This is a genomic window from Streptomyces aquilus (genome assembly GCF_003955715.1).
GTDB classification, from domain to species: domain Bacteria; phylum Actinomycetota; class Actinomycetes; order Streptomycetales; family Streptomycetaceae; genus Streptomyces; species Streptomyces aquilus.
On record NZ_CP034463.1, the window covers coordinates 3886681 to 3905272 of the forward strand.

At 69.5% G+C, this 18592-nt stretch carries 19 protein-coding genes; 7 read left to right on the forward strand and 12 right to left on the reverse strand.

The genetic code is table 11. From position 1 onward, the window contains the following. Positions 1-52 precede the first annotated feature (52 nt). From hemC to EJC51_RS17825, 6 genes are all read right to left on the reverse strand, one after another. Complete coding sequence (hemC, locus tag EJC51_RS17800; protein WP_126271981.1) at positions 53-1006, reverse strand: hydroxymethylbilane synthase; 954 nt, start codon at positions 1004-1006, stop codon at positions 53-55. After that, positions 1003-1215, reverse strand: coding sequence for a hypothetical protein (locus EJC51_RS17805; protein WP_126271982.1), 213 nt, complete (start codon positions 1213-1215; stop codon positions 1003-1005). Before EJC51_RS17805 ends, hemC begins: the two co-directional genes overlap by 4 nt. After that, positions 1193-3184 (reverse strand): ATP-binding cassette domain-containing protein, encoded by a 1992-nt coding sequence (locus tag EJC51_RS17810; RefSeq protein WP_126271983.1) that lies wholly within the window; start codon positions 3182-3184, stop codon positions 1193-1195. Before EJC51_RS17810 ends, EJC51_RS17805 begins: the two co-directional genes overlap by 23 nt. Then, positions 3181-3750 (reverse strand): NUDIX domain-containing protein, encoded by a 570-nt coding sequence (locus EJC51_RS17815; RefSeq protein ID WP_126271984.1) that lies wholly within the window; start codon positions 3748-3750, stop codon positions 3181-3183. The genes EJC51_RS17810 and EJC51_RS17815 overlap by 4 nt, the downstream gene beginning before the upstream one ends. Before the next feature lie 86 nt (positions 3751-3836). Next, a complete protein-coding gene (locus tag EJC51_RS17820; RefSeq protein WP_126271985.1) occupies positions 3837-4967 on the reverse strand; it encodes an NUDIX domain-containing protein in 1131 nt (376 codons plus the stop codon). Then, entirely contained in the window at positions 4957-5538 is a 582-nt protein-coding gene (locus EJC51_RS17825; RefSeq protein WP_279631438.1) for an NUDIX hydrolase, read from the reverse strand. The genes EJC51_RS17820 and EJC51_RS17825 overlap by 11 nt, the downstream gene beginning before the upstream one ends. A 925-nt stretch (positions 5539-6463) precedes the next feature. On the opposite strand from EJC51_RS17825, the gene EJC51_RS17830 reads away from it, so the two are divergent. From EJC51_RS17830 to EJC51_RS17860, 7 genes are read left to right on the forward strand one after another with little or no spacing between them, the layout of a single operon-like run. Next, complete coding sequence (locus EJC51_RS17830) at positions 6464-7894, forward strand: protoporphyrinogen/coproporphyrinogen oxidase (protein ID WP_126271987.1); 1431 nt, start codon at positions 6464-6466, stop codon at positions 7892-7894. After that, positions 7891-8976, forward strand: a complete 1086-nt coding sequence (locus EJC51_RS17835) for a hypothetical protein (protein WP_126271988.1) — start codon at positions 7891-7893, stop codon at positions 8974-8976. Before EJC51_RS17830 ends, EJC51_RS17835 begins: the two co-directional genes overlap by 4 nt. Further along, complete coding sequence (locus tag EJC51_RS17840) at positions 8973-9524, forward strand: P-loop NTPase family protein (RefSeq protein WP_244362686.1); 552 nt, start codon at positions 8973-8975, stop codon at positions 9522-9524. Before EJC51_RS17835 ends, EJC51_RS17840 begins: the two co-directional genes overlap by 4 nt. A 5-nt stretch (positions 9525-9529) precedes the next feature. Then, positions 9530-10549 carry a glycosyltransferase gene (locus EJC51_RS17845; protein ID WP_126271989.1) on the forward strand — a complete coding sequence of 340 codons (1020 nt, stop codon included), beginning with the start codon at positions 9530-9532 and terminating at the stop codon, positions 10547-10549. Further along, positions 10546-12132 carry a hypothetical protein gene (locus EJC51_RS17850; RefSeq protein WP_126271990.1) on the forward strand — a complete coding sequence of 529 codons (1587 nt, stop codon included), beginning with the start codon at positions 10546-10548 and terminating at the stop codon, positions 12130-12132. Before EJC51_RS17845 ends, EJC51_RS17850 begins: the two co-directional genes overlap by 4 nt. Positions 12133-12166: 34 nt before the next feature. Next, on the forward strand, positions 12167-12637 hold the full coding sequence (locus EJC51_RS17855) for an NUDIX domain-containing protein (RefSeq protein ID WP_166682868.1): 471 nt from the start codon (positions 12167-12169) through the stop codon (positions 12635-12637). Between the two features lie 2 nt (positions 12638-12639). Further along, the gene (locus EJC51_RS17860; RefSeq protein ID WP_166682869.1) at positions 12640-13410 is read left to right on the forward strand and encodes a phosphotransferase family protein; all 771 of its coding nucleotides are present in this window, start codon (positions 12640-12642) and stop codon (positions 13408-13410) included. Between the two features lie 210 nt (positions 13411-13620). Here the strand turns inward: EJC51_RS17860 and EJC51_RS17865 are convergent, their stop codons facing one another. From EJC51_RS17865 to EJC51_RS17890, 6 genes are all read right to left on the reverse strand, one after another. Next, entirely contained in the window at positions 13621-14178 is a 558-nt protein-coding gene (locus tag EJC51_RS17865) for a GNAT family N-acetyltransferase (RefSeq protein WP_126277008.1), read from the reverse strand. An 8-nt stretch (positions 14179-14186) separates the two neighbouring features. Beyond that, positions 14187-15068 carry an aminoglycoside phosphotransferase family protein gene (locus tag EJC51_RS17870; RefSeq protein WP_126271993.1) on the reverse strand — a complete coding sequence of 294 codons (882 nt, stop codon included), beginning with the start codon at positions 15066-15068 and terminating at the stop codon, positions 14187-14189. Positions 15069-15140: 72 nt separating this feature from the next. Further along, positions 15141-15608: a gamma-glutamylcyclotransferase family protein gene (locus EJC51_RS17875; RefSeq protein ID WP_126271994.1), complete on the reverse strand. Its 468-nt coding sequence runs from the start codon at positions 15606-15608 to the stop codon at positions 15141-15143. Positions 15609-15763: 155 nt separating this feature from the next. After that, on the reverse strand, positions 15764-16555 hold the full coding sequence (locus EJC51_RS17880) for an aminotransferase class IV family protein (protein ID WP_166682870.1): 792 nt from the start codon (positions 16553-16555) through the stop codon (positions 15764-15766). A 96-nt stretch (positions 16556-16651) separates the two neighbouring features. Further along, positions 16652-17125: a TrmO family methyltransferase domain-containing protein gene (locus tag EJC51_RS17885; protein WP_126271996.1), complete on the reverse strand. Its 474-nt coding sequence runs from the start codon at positions 17123-17125 to the stop codon at positions 16652-16654. Between the two features lie 38 nt (positions 17126-17163). Further along, entirely contained in the window at positions 17164-18555 is a 1392-nt protein-coding gene (locus tag EJC51_RS17890) for an NsdA family TPR-like regulatory protein (RefSeq protein WP_126271997.1), read from the reverse strand. Positions 18556-18592: the final 37 nt, after the last annotated feature.

Consider the following 18592-nt stretch of genomic DNA (forward strand, 5'->3'; position numbering starts at 1 on the left):
GTGGTGTCTCGTCCCGTGTTGAGCTCCCGCTGGCGACCGGGGCCGCACGCGGTCAGCGCGGCAGGAGTCGTTCGACGCCTTCGCCGTGCAGCAGCTGCGTGATGTTCTCGACGAGGCCGCCGAGGTCGTCGGCCGGTCCGGTGGCTGCGACGCGGATCGCATCGCCGTGCGAGGGGTGGTAGACGGCGGCGTCGACTCTGATCCGGTGGGGCTTGTCGGTGTAGTGGGCGTGGACTGAGCAGGCGGTCTGGCAGTTGCCTTTGAGCTGGGCGAGGACGCCGCGCTCGACAGCCAGCAGCCGGGCGGTGGCGGGGTCGTTGATGGCCTCGAGGAGGTGGGCGGCAATGGTGTCGCCGCTTCGCTGCTCGACGACGAGCGTGCCCGCGCCGGTGGCCGGGGCCAGCACCGAGACCGGGATGAGCTGTGTGGCACGGTCCGCCCGGGACACCCGGCATAGTCCGGCATAGGAGACCACGAGGGCGTCGAGGGGCTTGTCACCTTCGCCGGAGTCGAGGCGGGCGAGCCTGGGGATCAGGTTGCCGCGCACCGGCTGGATGGTGAGGTGGGGGTAGCGGGTGCGGAGTTGGGCGATGCGGCGCGGCGCGCTCGTGCCAAGGATGCTTCCGGGTGCGAGGTCGTCCAGGGTGGCGTCGGGCTGTCCGGCGGGGAGAACGAGGGCGTCCCGGGCGTCTTCGCGGGGCAGGACGGCGCCGATGGTGGTGTCGGTGCCGCGCTCGTGGGGCCCGGGGAGGTCTTTGGCGCACGAGACGGTGACATCGACGCGTGCGGCGGCCAGCGCCCGGTCCAGCTCGCGTACCCATACGGCCTTGCCGCCGATCTGCGCGAGGGGACCCTGGTGCAGATCACCGGCCGCCTTCATCGGGACCACATGTACGGCGACTTGGGGGAAGGCGCGTTCGAGTAGTCCGGCGACGTGGGCTGCTTGGACCATGGCCAGGTCGGAGTCGCGGGTTCCGACGACGAGCTTGGGCGGGAGGTGGGTCACGGACGGATCCTGTGGTCGGGGAAGTGGGAGGTGAGGAGGGTGACGATCATGGTGATGGCGAGGCCGACTGCGATCACGCCGAGGCAGCCCAGCAGGTCGCGCAGCGTGCTCCACAACGGGTCGGCGGTCCACTTGCTGCGCCGCCGCTGACCACCGGGCCTGGCGGTACGCGGCGGGTGGTGGCGGTTAGTCGGGGGTGCTTGCGGCATGCGATTCGCCGTTGGCCGAGGGAGTCGGCAGCACCAGTGGCGCGGTGCTGCCGTACTGGTTGGCCTGCATGAGGTACATGCGCCGGTAGGGGGAATCAGGTCGAGCCATGAGCTCCTGGTGGGAACCGCTCTCTACGAGGTGTCCCTCGTCCAGGACATAGATGATGTCGGCGTGCTGGACGCCGGCCATGCGGTGGCTGACGAGCACGACGGTCTTGCCCTCGTCGGCCAGGCGGCGGATGCGTTCGAAGGATTCGATCTCGGCCTCGGGGTCGAGGGCGGAGGTGGGCTCATCGGCGATGACGAGGCTCGCCTGCCGGTGCCGCAGCCGGGCTTGCCCGACCGTCTGCCACTGTCCCCCGGACAGTTCCTGACCGCCGCGGAACTGCCGGGCCAGCAGGGTGCCCAGACCACGGGGAAGGGCGGCGGCGAGCTTGTCGGCGCCCGAGTAGGCGGCAGCGCGGGTGATGTCGTCGTCCGCGTTGCGTTCCGGCTGGCCGATCTGGATGTTGGTCCGAAGGGTGAAGGGCCAGCGCTGGAAGCCCTGATCGAGAGCGGCCACGTGCCGGAAGATGTCCACCCGGTCGGCCTCGACGAGATCGGTCTGTCCCCACAGGATTCGGCCGGCCGTGGGCCGGTGCAGGCCGGCGAGGAGCTTCACCGCGGTGGACTTGCCGCTGCCGTTCGCGCCGACCAGGGCGATGACGGCTCCGCGCGGGAAGGTCAGGTTCACTTCGTGCAGGGCGGGAGTGTCGCGTTCGGGGTAGGTGAACGACACGTTCTCGAAGGTGACCTGGTCGGGAAAGTCGCTTACGGGCTGTCCGCCTGTGGGGATGGCCCGGCGTTCGGCTTCGTCACGGAAGTGGTCGAGGTCGCGGACGTAGAGGGACTCCTCGTGCAGCCGCAGGATGTTGTCGACGAGGGCGCCCAGGCTTGCTGAGCCGGTGCGGATCGCGAGCGCGGCCGTGGCAACGGTGGCGGCGCTCATGTGGCCGGTCAGCCACAGCGCGCCCAGGCCGGCAAACGTGGCCGCCGACGCGAGGCCGGCCATGGCCGCGGCGATCAGTTCGGTGACCGCGCGGCCGTCGGCAAGGCGGGTCTGTTCAGCCTCGGCGGTCTGGCCCATCTCGTGGAAGTGATCGAGCAGGAAGGGGCCGACCTGATGGACGCGGATCTCCGTGGCAGATTCCCGGGCGGTGATGAGGTTGTTGACCAGGCGCTTGGCCCGTTCGTGCTCGATCCACTGCATCCGGGAGGCGTAGCGGCGCCGTGCCACGTGCATGGCGCCCCAGCCACGGGGCAGCGCGATGAGCAGCAGCAGGGGCAGCAGTACGGGGCTGAGGACCGTGACCACGCCGGCTGCGGCGATGAGGGAGAACACGCCGTTCACCACTGCTACGCAGACGCCGATCATGGTGCGGGAGGACTGGGCGCCGAAGTACGCCGAGTCCAGGAGCGTGCGGAACTCGCCGTCTTCGATGGCCTCGAGTTCCGCGCGGGCAGCGCCCTCCAGGAACTGTTCGGTGGCCAGCCTCTCGACTTTCGGCTCCAGCCGTCCGGTGCCCGCCGTCGAAAGGCAGGCCAGGACGGTGCCGACCACGGCGATGATGCAGCCGACGATCAGGGCCGGCAGCGCGGCGTGCAGCCGTGAGGCGTTGTCCCCGTCCTTGAGCAGGGCTTGGATGACCTGGTTGGTGACCAGCAGCCCGGCGGCTTGGGTGATGCTCTGGCCCACCTCGGCGATCCCGATGGTCAACAGGGCACGGCGGTCCGCCTGCCAGGCCAGGCGCAGGGTGCTGCCCACCAGCGTCGGAACCATCAGGGCGGCCTGCCCGAATTTGGTGTCCAGTCGCGCGTACTCGTGGCGTACCCAGCCGAAGTCGTAGCGCAGCGCCCCGCCGAAGAGCGCGACCTCGGACTCGGAGACGGTCTGTTCCGTCTTCCAGACCCGTTTCAGGAGCCGTTTCATCGCGCCTCCGATACGACCGAGCTGGACAGGACGTGGGACTTGCCGTCGATCAGAGCGGCCGGCACACCAGCGAGGAGCGCGGCGTACGCCGCCTGGATGCGGCGGGCGAGGCGGTGCGGCAGCCGCGCGAGGGCCTCCTCGACGGGGAGGAACTCGGCGGCGCCGATCTCCCCGTCCGCGAAGCGCAGGGACTGCGTCTGCTGGTCGGTGAGGGGACCCACGTGGAACACCGTGACGACCATGGCCCGCCCGTACCGGGCAGCGGGGACCTGGTCCAGGACGAGGAACCGGCCGATCGGTACGCCGGTCAGGTCGAGTTCCTCGGCCAGTTCACGTTCCAGGCCCTCGATCTGCGTTTCGTCTGCCTGGACCATGCCGCCGGGCATGTCGAAGCCGTCCTTGTAGGTCGGGTCAACCACGAGAATGCGGCCGTCAGCATCGGTGATCAAGGCCGTGCAGGAGGCCATGGGTGCCTCGAGCTGGGCCCAGTACGCCCGTTGCTCGTCGGTGACCACGCGGTCAGGGCTGCCGACAGTCTGTTCGGTCGTGTCAGGTTCGCCGGACATGAGAGTCCTCCTCCAGGGCCAGAAAGGCGGTGCAGGGCGTCGCGCCGGCAGGACTCCGGCACGAGGGTGCGCGTCACGTGCGGACGTCAGGGCAGGAGGGCCGCCATGCCCGTGTGAGGGATCTCGATCGCGGCCTGCGGCGGACTCAGCGGAATCCCCCAGCGGATTGCCGCCGTTTGGGCCGCGTACTCGGCCTGTTCGACTCCGGCGCGTCCAAGGCCGAGCAGCTCGCTCGCCTGCACCGGGCTGACCAGCAGCCGACTGTAGGTGATGCGGGTCGCGACATCCGGTGCCGCCGGCCCCAGGGAGTCGATGCGTGCGATGTAACGCGCCCGGGCGTTCGCCCCGGTGCCTGGGCCGTAGACCGCACCGTCCGGATCGAGGAGGTAGCCGAGGTAGACGGCATCGTGCAGGCGCAGAGCCGCCTCTTCGGCGGCTTCACGCAGTGCTGCCGCCTTCGGCCCGTCATCGTCCGTTTCGACCGTTCCGCCCGGCAGGACGACATGGCCGTCGCGCGGATCCACGAGGACGACGACCCGGCCGAGCGGGTCGAATGCCCACACCCACGCTTGCTTCACGGGAAGGCCGGCGGCGGGCTCCATGGCCGGGTGCCATGCGATGTCCTGGTAGCCGATCGCAATACGCGGGACGACGTCCAATCGCTGCAGTGCCCGTCCGAGCCCGACGCTCTCACCGTCCTCCAGCACGGCGGGTCCGGCACGGTCGATCCGGGCACGCAAGGCAGCGAGCATCCGTCGCCTCTCGATCGGGCGCATGCGGCGTGCGGCCTGCGCCGGCGGAAGGAAGTGGAACGAGGTGATCTCGTTCTCGGGCAAGCGAATCCGGGCGATGTCGCTCTCCTCCAGGACGCCACCGTCCCAAATGGAGACGGTTTCACCGGGAAAGCCGCACACCGTCCCAAACTCCGGATTGCCCCTGCTGACCCAGTCCACCGCCAGCAGCTGGCGTACACCGACGGACAGCCCGAGTTCCTCGGCCACCTCGCGCACCGCCCCGGCCGACGGCCGCTCCGCCTGGTCCACGCCCCCACCGGGCAACAGCAGCTTTCCAGGCCGGTACGCGGGATCCAGGACCAAAACCCTGCCCTCTGCATCGGTGAACAGCACCGCAGCCCCACCCCAGAAAACCGCGCGTGAACGCGCATAGTCCTCCGGCGCCATCAAACCCACCGGCTCACGCACGTCGTCAGCAGGCATCGGGCCACCCCACCGTGCTCGCGCTCTGGCCCCGCTGAATACAGATCAGGGCCTGGCGGGTGTAGCGCACGAGCTTCTCCGGCAGAGCCGAGAGCGGCCACCACCGTAGCTCTGCACACTTGTCCGGTTCTGCGGCATGAGGCCGCCCGGCGTACTGATTGGCGGTGAAGAAGACTTGGAGCCGACTCTCGCGAGTCTTGGGGTCGTAGTCGTGGACCGTGTGCGCGACCACCAAGTCCGCCTCTTCGAGAGCGATGCCCAGCTCCTCCCGAGCCTCACGGACCATGCCGGCGAGGAAGGACTCACCCTCCTCAAGATGGCCGGCCGGAACATGCCACCAGCCGTCACACCAAGCGGTGCCTGCACGGAGACCGAGCAGCACCCGGTCACCCTGAACCAGGACTAAGTGAAGTCCGATCACACAACGGTGTGGCAAGACCTTCTCCTTCTCGACATGCCGGTGGCGAAGGACAGTTGATCGCGCAGGCCGCAAGGCAGGCCCTCGGGTGCAGGACGACCCGTTCTGGGAACGCGGCACTTGCGCACGCGGCCTCGTGCCACGTAATGGCATGGGTTGGGTCAACGCCTCAGCAGGAGCGTCGGGGCGATATCGACGGCGCCTGACAGGCAGCACACACGGCACAGCGGGGCCTCCCGAGCATAAGGAAAACAATGCGTACGCCGCCTGTGACCGCAGCGACTCGGGTGCCCGTTGCCGGACTCCGCCGAGTCTATCTAGCCTGAGTCCTAAGGTCGTTGGGCAAATCGGTGTTCGCGACGCTTCCACTCGTTGCGGTACTTCTCCGGAGCCTCGGGCGCGTCGCGGCGTACGACGACCGGGCAGCCGAGCCGCGACAAGGGCTGTCGCCCGCGCGTCCTCGCGTGTCGACTCCAGCGTTCCCGGGCAACGGCTGCCGGAGGCCACCGGCGATCCATCGCCGCCCCGAGTCTCCAAACTCCGCACACAGCCACTCGACGCAAGAACCTGTTGCCTGGGCGACGGCAGCAGCACGGGCCGTCGAACGAGTAGATGTGTCGTTGACACGAAAATGCCTAACACCCCTGCGTCACAGCACAGATAGACTCGTCAACGTCCGGCAACGGGCACCCGGGCGTCGCGGTCACAGACGGCTTTGGACAGGATTCTTCGTCCCCGGGAGCGCCGTCTCGTGACGCCACGTTCATGCCAGAGCCGACTCGCCAACGAGTTCACCGTTGTCGACGTCGACCACCTCGCTCAGCACGGATCCGGCCCGGCTGGAGGCCGCCGAACGCGCGCTGCTGGACCGCGCCTTTTCCCCCTCGCTGAGCGCGTTGCTGCCTGGCGCGAGACCCGGGTAGCGACCCTCGATCGGCGCCCGCCTCCCTGAACCCTTGCCTCCAGGTGGGGAGCGATCCTACTCGCCGCACGCCTGAGCCGAGTCACCGCCGTTGCAACGCCGCCCAACCCGTGGGCTGGGCGTTTCCACGTCGTCTGCCGATCGAAGGAGGGCGTCATGCCCCACCCCACGCACACGCCAGACACCGGCCGGATCGTCATACTCGGGGCCGGACCATGCGGTCTGGCCTGCGCCGACGAGCTGACCCGCCTCGGCCACCGCGACTTCCTGCTGCTGGAGTCCGCGTCCACCCCAGGCGGGCTCGCCTCCTCCGTAGTGGACGCGGCCGGCTTCACGTGGGACCTGGGCGGCCACGTGGTCTTCTCCCACTTCGGCGAGTTTGACCGGCTGCTGGCCGATCTGTTCACCGCAGAGGAACTGCTGTACCACGACCGCTCCTCCTACATCCGCTACGGCGACGGATGGATGCCCTACCCCTTCCAGCACCACCTCCATCACCTCCCGCCAAGGGACGCTACGGCCTGCCTTAGTGATCTCCTGGCTGCACGTCACGTCAGCAGCGGGGAACCCTCGGCACCGGCGGACTTCGCGACGTGGCTGGGCACCATGTACGGGCAGGCCCTGGTGGACCGCTTCTTCGCCCCGTACAACACCAAGGTCTGGGCGACGCCGCTTGAGGACATGGGTTCGGCGTGGGTGGCCGAGCGGGTGGCCCCTGTAGAGGTCGAGGAGATTCTGGCCGCGTTCGCCGGAACCGCAGCACCCGCGCGCCGGTGGGGTCCGAACGCCACCTTCGCCTTCCCCACGTCCGGCGGCACGGGCGAAATCTGGCACCGGCTCGCCGTCCGCATCGACGCTGGCCACCTGCGCACCCAGACTCACGTGGTCGCCGTCGATCCCACCACCCGCACCGTCATCCTCGCCGACGGCGAGAGAGTCGGCTACGACCACCTAGTGGCCACCGGCCCGCTCGACCAGCTCACCGCCATGACCGCCACATGCCCGTCCTCGCTCCGGACGGCCGCCCGGAGCCTGCGGCACACCACCGTGGCCATGGTCGGCCTGGGCTACAAGACACCGACCACGGACAGCCGGTCCTGGCTCTACTTCCCGCAGCCCGACATCCCCTTCTACCGGGCCACGAACTTCAGCAAGTACGCACCCGCCAACGTCCCCTGCGCCGACACGGGCACCTACAGCGCCTGGATGACCGAGACCTCCCTCGCCGCCGGCCAAAGCCTCGACCACCATGCTCTGGTCCGCTCGTGCGATCAGGCACTTCGCCGTCATGGCCTGGTGCCCGAGCACACGCCGCTCGCCAGCACCCATGTCGAGGTGATCCCGTACGCCTACCCGGTGCCCACCATGGGGCGGGACGAGGTCTTGGCGCAGGTAGTGCCGTGGATGGAAGCCCACGGGATCTACCCTCGGGGCCGGTTCGGGACCTGGCGCTATGAGATCGGCAACATGGACCACGCGGTCAAGATGGGCATCGACGTCGCCCGTCGCCTGCTGAACGGAACGCCCGAGGAACTCCTCGCCTCCGCACCCGCCCTGACCGCGGTCCGGGTGGAGTGCCGATCATGACCGGCGCGAAGACGGCCATGGTGATGTTCGCCGGACACCGCTTCCACGCCGTCACCGACGTCGCCTTCTACGCCGCCCAAGCGCGGTACCTTCGGGCCTTCGTCCCCGAGCGCCAGCTCGCCCCACCGTGTGGGGAGAAGACGACAGTCCGGATCCGCCACGACGCGGGCTCCTTCCAGAACCGGATCGCCCGCGCCGCGGGCGCCCCGTCACTGACCGTGGTGCCGTTCCGCGGCGAGCCGTACCGCTCCTGCCAACTCGAACAGATCACCTGGTGGCGGCCTGGCCCCGACACGCATCTGCCCCAGGACCACCTCTACGCTCGGGATGCGGCAGGTCGGCTATCCGTGCTCCTAACCCCTGGAGCCGAGCGCGGCGAGCGGTACCTGATGCGCGTCGTCCGCGAGGTCGTGATGCGCTGCGCCGAGAATCGCGGCTTGACCTCCTTTCACGCCGCAGCCGCTGCCCTCGACGACCACGGCGTGCTCATCGCCGCCCCCTCCGGGTCGGGCAAGACCACCGTGCTGACCGCGCTGGCCGCCCACCGCGGGGCCGACCTGATCGCCTCCGACCGAGCGCTGATCACCGCCGACGCCGGCGTGGTGGCCGGAGTGCCGATCTCCGTCCGGATCGGCGGCGGCACCCTGTCCGCAGTCGCCCCGCGCGAGGGCCTGCCGAAACCGCACACGCTGCCCGACGCATTCGGCAGCAGCCGAAAAGCTGCCCTGACCCCACGCGAGTTCGCCCGCGCCTTCTCCTCTCGCGTGCAGGAGACGGCGCCACTGCGGCTCGTAGTCATCCCACAGCTCCGCGAGGAAGACCACAGCCTGGGCAGCCGCGTCCTCGGCGCGGCGCAGGCCCGCACCGCTCTTGCCGCGGCATGCTGCACCCCGCACGACGAGGACTGGCGGGAGCCCTGGTTCGCCGTCCGGACGCGGCCCGTGGACGACCTGGCCTGCCAAGCCGCCGCCCTCATCGAGAACCTCATCGCCACGGTGCCCGTCCTCGCGATCACGGCCGGCGTACACAGTCCTGCCCTGTTGGAGCGGATCGCCGACACGGTGACGGGGAGGCTCCCGTGACACCCAGCCGTATAGCCCTGATCGGACCGGTCGCCTCGGGCAAGTCGACGCTGGCCGCAGCGCTCTCCGCCCACACCGGCCTGCCCGGCATCGACCTCGACGAGCTGTTCTGGGGGCCCGATTGGACTCCCCTGGACACACCCGTCTTCCACAAGGGCGTCCGTGACCGCCTCGCCGGACCGGCGTGGATCGCGGACGGCAACTACGGCGGCGAGGTCGCCGAGATGCTCCTGGAACGTGCCGAGCTGGTGCTGTGGCTCGATTTGCCGCTGCGGGTCTGCCTGCCCCGGCTGGTCAGCCGCTCGCTGCGCCGGGCCGCCACCGGCGAAGAGCTGTTCGCCGGAAACCGGGAGACCTTCCGCCACTTGCTGGCCCCGGACTCCATCCTGCGCTGGGGGCCTCTGCACCACCACCGGCACCGCCGACGCTGGTCCGAGCGCCTCCACCCCAACCGCACGGCCGGCTTGACTGTGGTGCGCCTCGACCGGCCCGCCGCCATCACCGCGCAGCTGCGCCGGCTCGGCCTGCTGCCCGCAACAGAGAGGTGACGCGCGTGATCGCCTCCGTCGTCCGCGTGCCCTGGCACACCGCCCACGGCGGCTACGACCGCCTGCTGGACCACCTGCCCGACGTCCGCCGCATCGCCCCGCCCCGACACCCGGGTGCGCGGCTGGCCTTCACTGCCGCCCACCGCGTGCTCGGTCCTCAGTGCCCTCTGCCGTTCTACCCGGCCGAGCACTTCGCCACAGATCTGCGCGTCCTCACCTCCCGCCAGCCTGCGCACGTGCTGTACGGGGACGAGCAGTTCTGGTTCTCCCGTCACCGCACCAGGCCGACGGCCGTCACCTACCACCAGCCACCCGACCAACTTGCAGGGCTGGTGCCGATGCGGGTATGGCGGCGCCTGGCTTCGCGGGCCGAGCAGATCATCGTCCTCGACCCTCATCAGCAGGCGTTCTTCTGCAACCTGATTCCGGAGAAGCGCGTGCACCTGGTGCCGCACGGCATCGACACCGCTGCCTTCACGCCCGCCGCCACAGCGCCGGAGCCCGGCCGGCCGCTGGTGCTGACCGTCGGCTGGTGGCTGCGCGACTTCGGCACCCTCGATGCTGTCCACCACCTCCTGCACCGCCGCCACGGCGGAGAGATCGAGCTGACTGTCGTCACCCGGCAGGCCGCCTCGCGCCCCTGGCACCCGGCCGCCCGCGTACTCGAAGGGATCAGCGAGCAGGAACTGATCAGCCTGTACCGGCGGGCGGCGTTCTTGCTGCTGCCCCTGAACGGGGCGAGCGCCAACAACGCTCTGCTGGAAGCGCTCGCCTGCGGTACCCCGGCCGTCGTCACGGATATCGGCGGCATCCAGCACTACACCGGAAACGGCCCGTCAGCCGTCCTCGTCCCACCCGGCGACGTCCCGGCCGCAGCCGACGCCGCCGACAAGCTCCTTGCCGAGCTGGGCACCGCCGACCACACCGCACGGCGCGTGGCCGCCCGGGAGCGGGCCGAGTCCTTCGCCTGGCCGCTGGTCGCCGACCAAGTGCGCACCGTCTACCGGCTGCTGGGGGAAGGATGAGCGCCGCCAACGTGTGGTTGGACGTTGTGGTGCCGGTGCTCGTGACCGGGCTGCTGGTCCGCGCGGTCTGGGCCGCCCTCGCGGTCGAGGCGAGTGCGCGGTGGCTGCTGTCCGCCTCCGCCCACCGCCCCGCCGACGAGGATGGGGAGGCGCCGTGGCTGGTGGTGCTGCTACCGATGCTCCGCGAACAGGCCGTCGCCGCCCAGTCGATCGCCGCGTTCACCGGGCTCGACTACCCCACCGGCCGGGCGGCCGTCGCGGTCATCACCACCGAACGCGAGCAGACTGCCCGCGCCCAGCACCGCGCTCGCCTACCGGAGCTCGCCGCGCTGCCCATACTGACGGCATCCCAGCTGCGGGGCCTGTTCCCCGCCGCTCGCTGCCCCGCCGTTGCTGACACCGTCAACACCACCCCGCCCGGCGAACGCCTGGAGGTGCTGACTGAGCGGTTCGACGCCGAGCCGAGCACCGCCGACATCGTGACCGCCCTGGCCACCGGCCCCACGAGCGGGCTGCCGCTGGCGCATCTGCACCAGCCCGACGTCGGGGGCCGAAAGCCCGGACAGCTCAACTTCGCCCTCGACCGCCTCCCCGACCTGCTCGGGCCGCTCGGCTGGTGCGAGGACACCCACGCCCACGACACCTTCGTCCTGGTCTACGACGCCGACGCCGTCCCCGACACGGCCACCCTGACCGCCTTCGCCGACGCCGCCGCAGCCCACCGGGCACGCATCGGCCGGACGCCGGCACTGATACAGCAACAGCGGCTCCCTCTGCTCACCCGCCGCCCCTTCCCGCGCGGCATGGCCGGCCTGCTGCTGACCGAGGAGTGGGTATACCAGCTGCGGCGCTCCCTCGGCATCGAACTCGCCCGCGTACGCCTCCACCAGTGGCTCACCCGCTCCCGGCTCCCGGAGCCGGTCCGGACGTGGCTGCGGCCGATGGTGTACGCCGTCGGATGCGGCATGGCCGTCCACCTCCCGGCCCTGCGCAGGCTCGGCGGCTTCCCCGAACCGATGGAAGACCTCGGCACCGGTCACCGCCTCTCCCTCCTCGGCGCCGACTTCGCACCGTCCACCGCTCTCGTCCTCGACGAGCCCTACACCGACACCGCCGGACTGACCAACCTCCACGCGCTCGCCTTCACCGCGTCGGCACGACCTGACCGCCACGCCCGAGAGATCGCCCACCTGCCCAGCGCCCTCCCCCGGCCGGCCAGGGCCGCCCTCGTACTGCGGGAGTGGGCGGACGAAGCCGCCTGGCTCGTCGGCGCACCGCTGCTGACCGCCGCCGTGGCCAGCGCCTGGTGGGCAGGCCCTCTCTGGGCCGGGCTCGCCGCAGCCGGCGTCCTCCTTCACGGCCCCATCACCACCTGCCGGCTGCTCGCCCTGGCACCGGCTCTGCACCACCGCGTTATCCCGCCCGCCACCACCGAGCCACCGCCGCGCGCTGCCCCAGCGCGTGCGATCGCGGTCGTCGCGGCCAGCCCCTTCCAGCCCTTCATCCGGCTGGGCGGGCCCTGGCGGCTGATCTGGGCCAAGGCCACCGGACGCCGCCTCGGCTTCGGCAAGACTGAACGCTGAACACCTCAACCTCCAAGCAAGAGTGGGAGCCCCCGTGGCTGAAACCGTTACCGCGACCGTCCGCAACGCCGCCAAGGCCGTCGTCCTCCATGACGGCCACGTCCTGCTCCAGCGCGCCCACTGGGAGGGACAGGACTGCTACTTCCTTCCCGGCGGAGGCCAGCACCCCGGCGAAGCCCTCGGCACCACGGTCCGCCGCGAGGTCCACGAGGAAACCGGCCTGGACGTCACGCCCGAGCGCCTGCTGTGGCTGCGCGAGTACATCGGCGCCCACCACGGCGGCGCCCCGGAGGACCACCGGGTTGAAGCGATCTTCCTGTGCCGGCCCGAAGGCGACCCGGGCCCGCTCGGCGGCCACGCCGAAGACGACGTGCAGACCGGGCTCGAATGGGTGGAGCTAGAGAAGGTTCCCGGCCTCAACCTCCTGCCCCAGGGCCTGCGGGGACCGATCGCCGACCTCGCCCACGGCGAGCCTCCCACCCGCTACCTCGGCGACATCGCCTGACTATGAGGATCGACGGCCGCGTCCCCGACGACGCCACCGAAATCACCACCGGCCAGGCCAACCGCGTCTGGTACATCGGCGGACGCGAGCCGTACATCCTCAAGCACTACAGCGACCCGGCCCGTGCCGCCAACGAGGCCGCCGCCCTCGCCCTCCTCACCCACCACCGGGCCCCCAGCCCCCGCCTGCTGCACGCCGACGTCGAAAGGCAGCCGGCCTGGACCGCCCAGAGCGTCGTCCAGGCCGAGCCCGTTCCCGCCGACCAGTTCCTGGATGAACTCGTCGGCCCCCTCGCCGCAGTCCACGCCATCCCCGGAACCCACTTCGGGCGCCTCGCCGGAGCCACCCGCCACCACACCTGGCGCGACTACCTCCACGACCGCCTGAACCTCTACACAGCCACGGCACCCGATCTCGCTACTGCCGCAGCAGCCCTGCGCCGAGACCTCGACCGAGTGAACCTCGAGATCGAGCCCCGGCTGCTCCACCACGACCTCCAGCCCGGACACCTCCTCCGCGTCCCAGAGGGTCCACGGCTCCTGCTGGACTGGGAACTCGCCGCTTTCGGCGACCCGATATCCGACCTCGCCCGCCTCGCCGTACGTCTACGTCTGCTCTCACCTCAGCCCATGCTCACCCATAGGCCCGCCCCAGCCGATCAGCGGCGCCTGGACCTGTACTGGCGCCTCCATCTCCTCGCCGATGCGGCTCTGGGTACCGACCCGGGAGTCCGCGCACACGCCCTGGCTCTCACCACCGGCACCAGTACATGAGGTGAACAGCCGCAGGTGGCTTCGACAGTCTTGACTGGCCCCGCGCGTCAGCTTGCCAAGTGAGGTCAGGAAGTGCTGGCAGAGCCACGCGGGCCCGTCATCGGCCGTCGAGGCGGAAACGAGCAGCCGAGTAGCGCACTATGGGGCAAAATCCCGATGGCCGTCAGCGAAGAGGGAGTTGGTGAGACTCAGCCAGCGCCTGAAGGAGTCCTACACCCGCGTGGTGGACTGCCACTCTCGATCGAGGATCGCGTGCACGACGGAGTCCCGCCATTTGCCGCCTTTCAGGACGTGCTCGCGGATCGCTCCTTCCTCAACCATGCCGACAGCAGCCATCGTCTTGGCCGAGGCGTCGTTAAGAGGAGATCGCGCTCCCCAGATGCGGTGAAGACCCAAATCGTCGAACCCGACGCTGAGTAGCAACCGCACCATCTCCACGCCGTATCCGACGCCCCAGGCATCTGGACGCAGTGCGAAGCCCATGGTGGCTCCGCGCTGCTGATGTGGATCGGCGGCGAGACGGCCGAACCCGATCAACTCGTTCGTGTCCCGTTCGATGACGGCGAGCGCGTATTCGATGCGCGGAGTCGCTCTCGCCGAGGCAATCGACCTGGCCGCCATCTGGGCCACCTCTTCACGGCTACGCGGTTCGAACGACAGGTGCTCCGTAGCTTCGGGGCTGCCGTAGATGGCCAGCACCGCATCCACGTCCTTAACGGCGAGTTCACGCACAGCAAGGCGTGGGCTAGAACGATCGACCGGATGCATGGAATACATCACATGATCCCTTTCCAGCTCCACGGACGCGGCTCGGCACGACCGCGCAGGCAGTCAACGCGGTACTGAGCCTCAGCCTGCCGCTCGGGCCGCGTCGCGGCGTACTGGGCCGCGTATGTGGTCATGCGCAACTCACGAACCCCGGCGAGAAGGCCGTACCCCTCCCACTTCGTGACGTCCATGCCGTACGCAGCACAGAACTCGGCATACGCCGCTGCGGTCACGGTGCCGGTCGTGGACACTTTGACCGCCATGGACACCAGATCCCACTCTGGCGGCCCGACGGAGGCACGCTCGAAGTCCAGCAGTACCGGACCGTCCACCGTACGCACGACATTGCCCACCCATGCATCGCCGTGCACGACACACTCGGGCAGGCCCCGAGGCCGGTGCTCCCACTGCTCGCGAAGTTCGGCATGCCGATCCCGTAGCCAGGCGCGATCGTCCTCCGTCAGCGACGTGGCCGCCTCGATACGCTCGGTCACTCGGACGAACGGGTCCAGCCGGTCGAGCGGCAGGTCCGGGACCGGCAACGGGTGGAGTTGCATCAGCAGCGTGACAACGTCCATGACGCTGCCGGTCTCGTGCGGCGGGAGCTCGGCCCAAAAAGTCACGGGCCGTCCTCCGGCCTCGATGGGCTGCTCGGACGGCAATGCGCGCACGGCCGACACTCCGTTGTCGGCGAGCCACCGGGCCACGAGGACCTCGCGCAAGGCAGCCTTCCACTGGCCGGCGCGGGCAATACGGACGATTACGTTGCTGCCAAGGCGCCAGATCTCGTTCTCGGCGAGGCGGACGGGCTCGGCACCTGCGGGGTCGAAGCCTGCTAGGGCGCAGGCTTCTTCTAATACAGCGCGGGCGGCTACAGCCGAGATCGTCATATCAGCAAGGTAGTCGTGAGTCGATTGCGCTGGTGAGGGTTACATCGCCTGACCAGCCTGGCGCCAGACTGCCTACTCGCCCTTGGGCTCGCCTGCGGCCAGCCTCGGTCCGATCCGGGCGCACCGAGCGGCGTAAGCCTGAAGATGCAGACTCTCGAATTCGGCTCGGTCCCAGTCCTCTGGCCGCACCTCCCCGTCCGGCCAGATGTACGCCAACCCGTGGCCGCCGGTCGAGAGAGCCACCTCCCGCAACTCGTACCGGTTGTCCTCGAACGAGTCGAGCAACGTCCATTCCTGGTCGGTCAGGTTGGTGAGCACGAGGCCAGCCGCGGCGGTTCCGGGCGCGGCAACGAGGCCGGGATAGACCCGGCCCTCGAGCGCGGCAGCGCGCCACCCCGGTGTGGAAGCCGGAATGTAGGCCGGTACTCGCCCCAACAGAGCTTCGAGGACGACAGCGAACTGGAGCGTGCCGTAAACGAAGAGTTCGCCAGGCGCATCGGAGAGGCGATCGAGACGGCTGGAAGGCTGGACCAAGGTCATTCCTGCAAGGTAGTCGTGATCCGTCGGCGCGGGTATGCCGTCTCCTCCATGTGACAACGGGGGTGGCACGGTGAACCGGCCGCGCGTGGTTCGCCCGGGATGGGCGTCCCGTCCGGGAAGCCGCGCACAGCATTGCCAGCCGCTCGGCGGTACAGCTACAGGGTCTCGCCGGGGATGGACAGGTACGTCTCGCGGAGCTCGCTCAGCACAGGGTGCTCAGCCGACAATTCCTTGTCGTTGATCGCCGACAAGGCGCGTACCCCGATGCTGGTGTTCGTCGCGAAGACCGCCGCCATACGCTTGGCCTGGTCGATGGTGATAGGGGCGGTCCGGTGCTCGACGCCGTTGCCGTGCTTCCGCAGGAGGGCCATCGTCACACCGGGCAGCACGGGGGCCTGCGGCCACACCACAGTCCCGTTGCGGTCGATGAAGCCAACGTTCCAGGTGCCGCCCTCGCTCACGCGACCGTCGCGGCCGACGAACAGCGCGTCGCCGAACCCCGCACGTTGCACTGCCCCACGGGCGTGCAGGGCACCGAAGAGACCGACGTGCTTCACCTCCGGCAGGTCGCGCTCGTACGGCACGCTCATGGCGCGCAGCGGCTCCGGGGGCAGGGCGCCGGCGCCGCGCACCGACACAAGGATGTGCGGCTCGTCAGCGTCGGCCGGGTGTCCCATCTCGACCTTCGGGTCGTAGATCGTGACTCGGACGACGCACGGGCCGCTCTGCCCCTCCAGGCCCCGGCGGACGTACTCGCGAACGAGCGTGGCGTCCAGATCCGCGCCCCACACGGTCTTGCAGTCGCGTACGAGCCGTTCCATGTGCAGCCTCAGGCCCCGGATGCTGCCATCGCCATCGACGCGCATGGACGTGAAGTGACCGAAGTTGGTCAGGGCCAGGGGGAGCAAGTCGTCTGCGGACATGGGCTTTCCACCGAGAGTTGCCATGCCGCCCAGCATGTCAGGACCGTCCGCGCCTTCCTGGCCCCCACCGCTGGCTGAGTCTCGGCGAGCGGCTGAAGGCCCCCTGTCGAGCACCGAGGGTCAGCCCTTCTCTGCCCAGTAGTTCTCCAGCATCTCGCCAGGCCATGCGGGCTCGTGAACCGGGCCGCGCGGCCCCATCGCAATGAAGAACGGAGACAGGTCGTAAATCTTCGTACCGACCACGGCATCCAGGTCGGTCACCCGCAGACGGAGGCCGTCGACTCCCAACAGGCGGGGGAAGGACTGCGCGAGTTGATTGGGGCGCCGGTGATTGCGGTGCGCGAAGGTGCCTGTTGCCGGCCACTGCGGGTTTCCGCGCGGGCTGCGGGCGTGGTACTCGATGTCGCTCGGGGACGCTTGGTCGAAGTGCCACACGACCACCAGATGAGAGAATTCACGCAGGCCCTGCACTGAGTCGAGTGGGAACTCATCCTCATCGAGCTGAATTACCGACTCGATGCCACCCCAATAGTCATCGGAGACCTCCCTACGGCCCGCGACGACTTCCCCGATCGGCTTGATCTCCAAGGTCATGCCCCAGCCTTTCGACTCCATCTCAACGACACTTGCGATCAATCTACTTGGGCCAGATACGCCGCCGCGCGGGCATCGAGCACGCCTACCGCGGGGATGCCGCGCTTCCGGTAGGGCGACAGAAGTTGTCGCATCTCGACGACCCTCTGCCGCGCACGGCCGGAGTAGATCCCGTCCTCCATAGCGTCCAGGACGCTAGTCCATGTCGCGCAGGCTTCTTCGACGCCACCTTGTGCGATTTGCGTCGCCCCCATGTACCCGAGGGTAACCGCGTGCGTCCGCCGGAACGCAGTTCCACGCGTGCGCACGGAGCGCCGGAACTCCTTGATCGCCCGCTGGTGATCACCGAGATCCCGCAGTGTGCATGCGGTCTCGTGTGCCAACGACGCCTCGCCGAAGAAGAACGTGCGGTCCGGCTCCCTGATGCCGTCATGGGCGTTCGACAGATTGTCCTCCGCTCGAAGCAGGGCCCGGACCGCCTCTTGGTTGTGGTCATTGGCGGCGAGAGTCCGTGCGTGCACTACACCCAGGAGAGCGCGTTCCCGGGGCGTGGCGGCTGCGTACCGCTCGCCGTGCACCGAAGCCTGCGCGATCTGAAGGGCTTCGCGCCGGAAACCTAGGTCGAGTGCCTGGTGCGCCATGGCCCGCAGTATGTGTCCGATCAGGGGTGCGTTGCCGGAGCGCGCTGCCAGCTTCACCGCGGTGTTGAAGCGCTGGAGCGCGATCGCATGCTCGCTGTTGTCGAAGGCCATCCACCCCGACAGATACGCCAGTTCGGCAGAGGCCGCGAACATGGCGCGCCGGGTCTCATCGTCAGCGAACCTGCCCCGGAGGAATTTGTGGGCCTCATGCCGCAGGTACTCGTCGACCGCGCGCCGACCGTGCCCGCCGCCGCGCCGCTGGTCCATGCGCGAGAACGCTAGAGTCAGCTCGCGTACGGTCTCTACGTCTCCCAGGCCGACGCGCTTGCCCGTCGGCGGCTCTTCGGCTGGTGGCCGCGACATGGTGTCCCACCACGTCTCGTCCGGCAGGATCAGGGCCGCCGCGGAGTACACCCCGCCCGCCAGCAGGCGGCGCCGGTCCGGGTCCACGCCACTCCCTATGTCTTTCAGCGTGATCAACGGATCGACGCGCCAGTCCAGCGCCCCCTGCGCTGGTGAGGTGGATGCTGCGAACCCGATCTCTTGTGGCGTGATCTCACGCTTCAAGCGACGGGACAGCGCCTGGCACAAGATAGCGGGTGCGATTCCCGTCGGCTGGGTGCCTCCCACCCACATGCTCACGTGGGAGCGCCCGATCTTGGAGTTCTCCCGGACCTCGCCGTTCAGTGTCTCCTCGGCGACTCGGTTGTACGCCGCGGCGGCCTGGGCCCGTGACCAGCGAGCTTCCTCCAGCAGTGCGGCTAGCTTCTCGTTCCGCTCGCGCGCCATCCTTGCGCCCCCACCAGTGAACTCGATCTTTGACCAC

Excerpts from the sequence above, each read along its gene's own strand:
- EJC51_RS17820 (WP_126271985.1), bottom strand. The coding sequence starts at position 4,967 with ATGCCTGCTGACGACGTGCGTGAGCCGGTGGGTTTGATGGCGCCGGAG.
- EJC51_RS17875 (WP_126271994.1), bottom strand. The coding sequence starts at position 15,608 with ATGACCTTGGTCCAGCCTTCCAGCCGTCTCGATCGCCTCTCCGATGCG.
- EJC51_RS17865 (WP_126277008.1), bottom strand. The coding sequence starts at position 14,178 with ATGCATCCGGTCGATCGTTCTAGCCCACGCCTTGCTGTGCGTGAACTC.
- EJC51_RS17850 (WP_126271990.1), top strand. The coding sequence starts at position 10,546 with ATGAGCGCCGCCAACGTGTGGTTGGACGTTGTGGTGCCGGTGCTCGTG.
- EJC51_RS17880 (WP_166682870.1), bottom strand. The coding sequence starts at position 16,555 with ATGGCAACTCTCGGTGGAAAGCCCATGTCCGCAGACGACTTGCTCCCC.
- EJC51_RS17885 (WP_126271996.1), bottom strand. The coding sequence starts at position 17,125 with ATGACCTTGGAGATCAAGCCGATCGGGGAAGTCGTCGCGGGCCGTAGG.
- EJC51_RS17890 (WP_126271997.1), bottom strand. The coding sequence starts at position 18,555 with ATGGCGCGCGAGCGGAACGAGAAGCTAGCCGCACTGCTGGAGGAAGCT.
- EJC51_RS17825 (WP_279631438.1), bottom strand. The coding sequence starts at position 5,538 with ATGCCATTACGTGGCACGAGGCCGCGTGCGCAAGTGCCGCGTTCCCAG.
- EJC51_RS17835 (WP_126271988.1), top strand. The coding sequence starts at position 7,891 with ATGACCGGCGCGAAGACGGCCATGGTGATGTTCGCCGGACACCGCTTC.
- EJC51_RS17830 (WP_126271987.1), top strand. The coding sequence starts at position 6,464 with ATGCCCCACCCCACGCACACGCCAGACACCGGCCGGATCGTCATACTC.
- EJC51_RS17870 (WP_126271993.1), bottom strand. The coding sequence starts at position 15,068 with ATGACGATCTCGGCTGTAGCCGCCCGCGCTGTATTAGAAGAAGCCTGC.
- EJC51_RS17810 (WP_126271983.1), bottom strand. The coding sequence starts at position 3,184 with ATGAAACGGCTCCTGAAACGGGTCTGGAAGACGGAACAGACCGTCTCC.
- EJC51_RS17860 (WP_166682869.1), top strand. The coding sequence starts at position 12,640 with ATGAGGATCGACGGCCGCGTCCCCGACGACGCCACCGAAATCACCACC.
- EJC51_RS17805 (WP_126271982.1), bottom strand. The coding sequence starts at position 1,215 with ATGCCGCAAGCACCCCCGACTAACCGCCACCACCCGCCGCGTACCGCC.
- EJC51_RS17815 (WP_126271984.1), bottom strand. The coding sequence starts at position 3,750 with ATGTCCGGCGAACCTGACACGACCGAACAGACTGTCGGCAGCCCTGAC.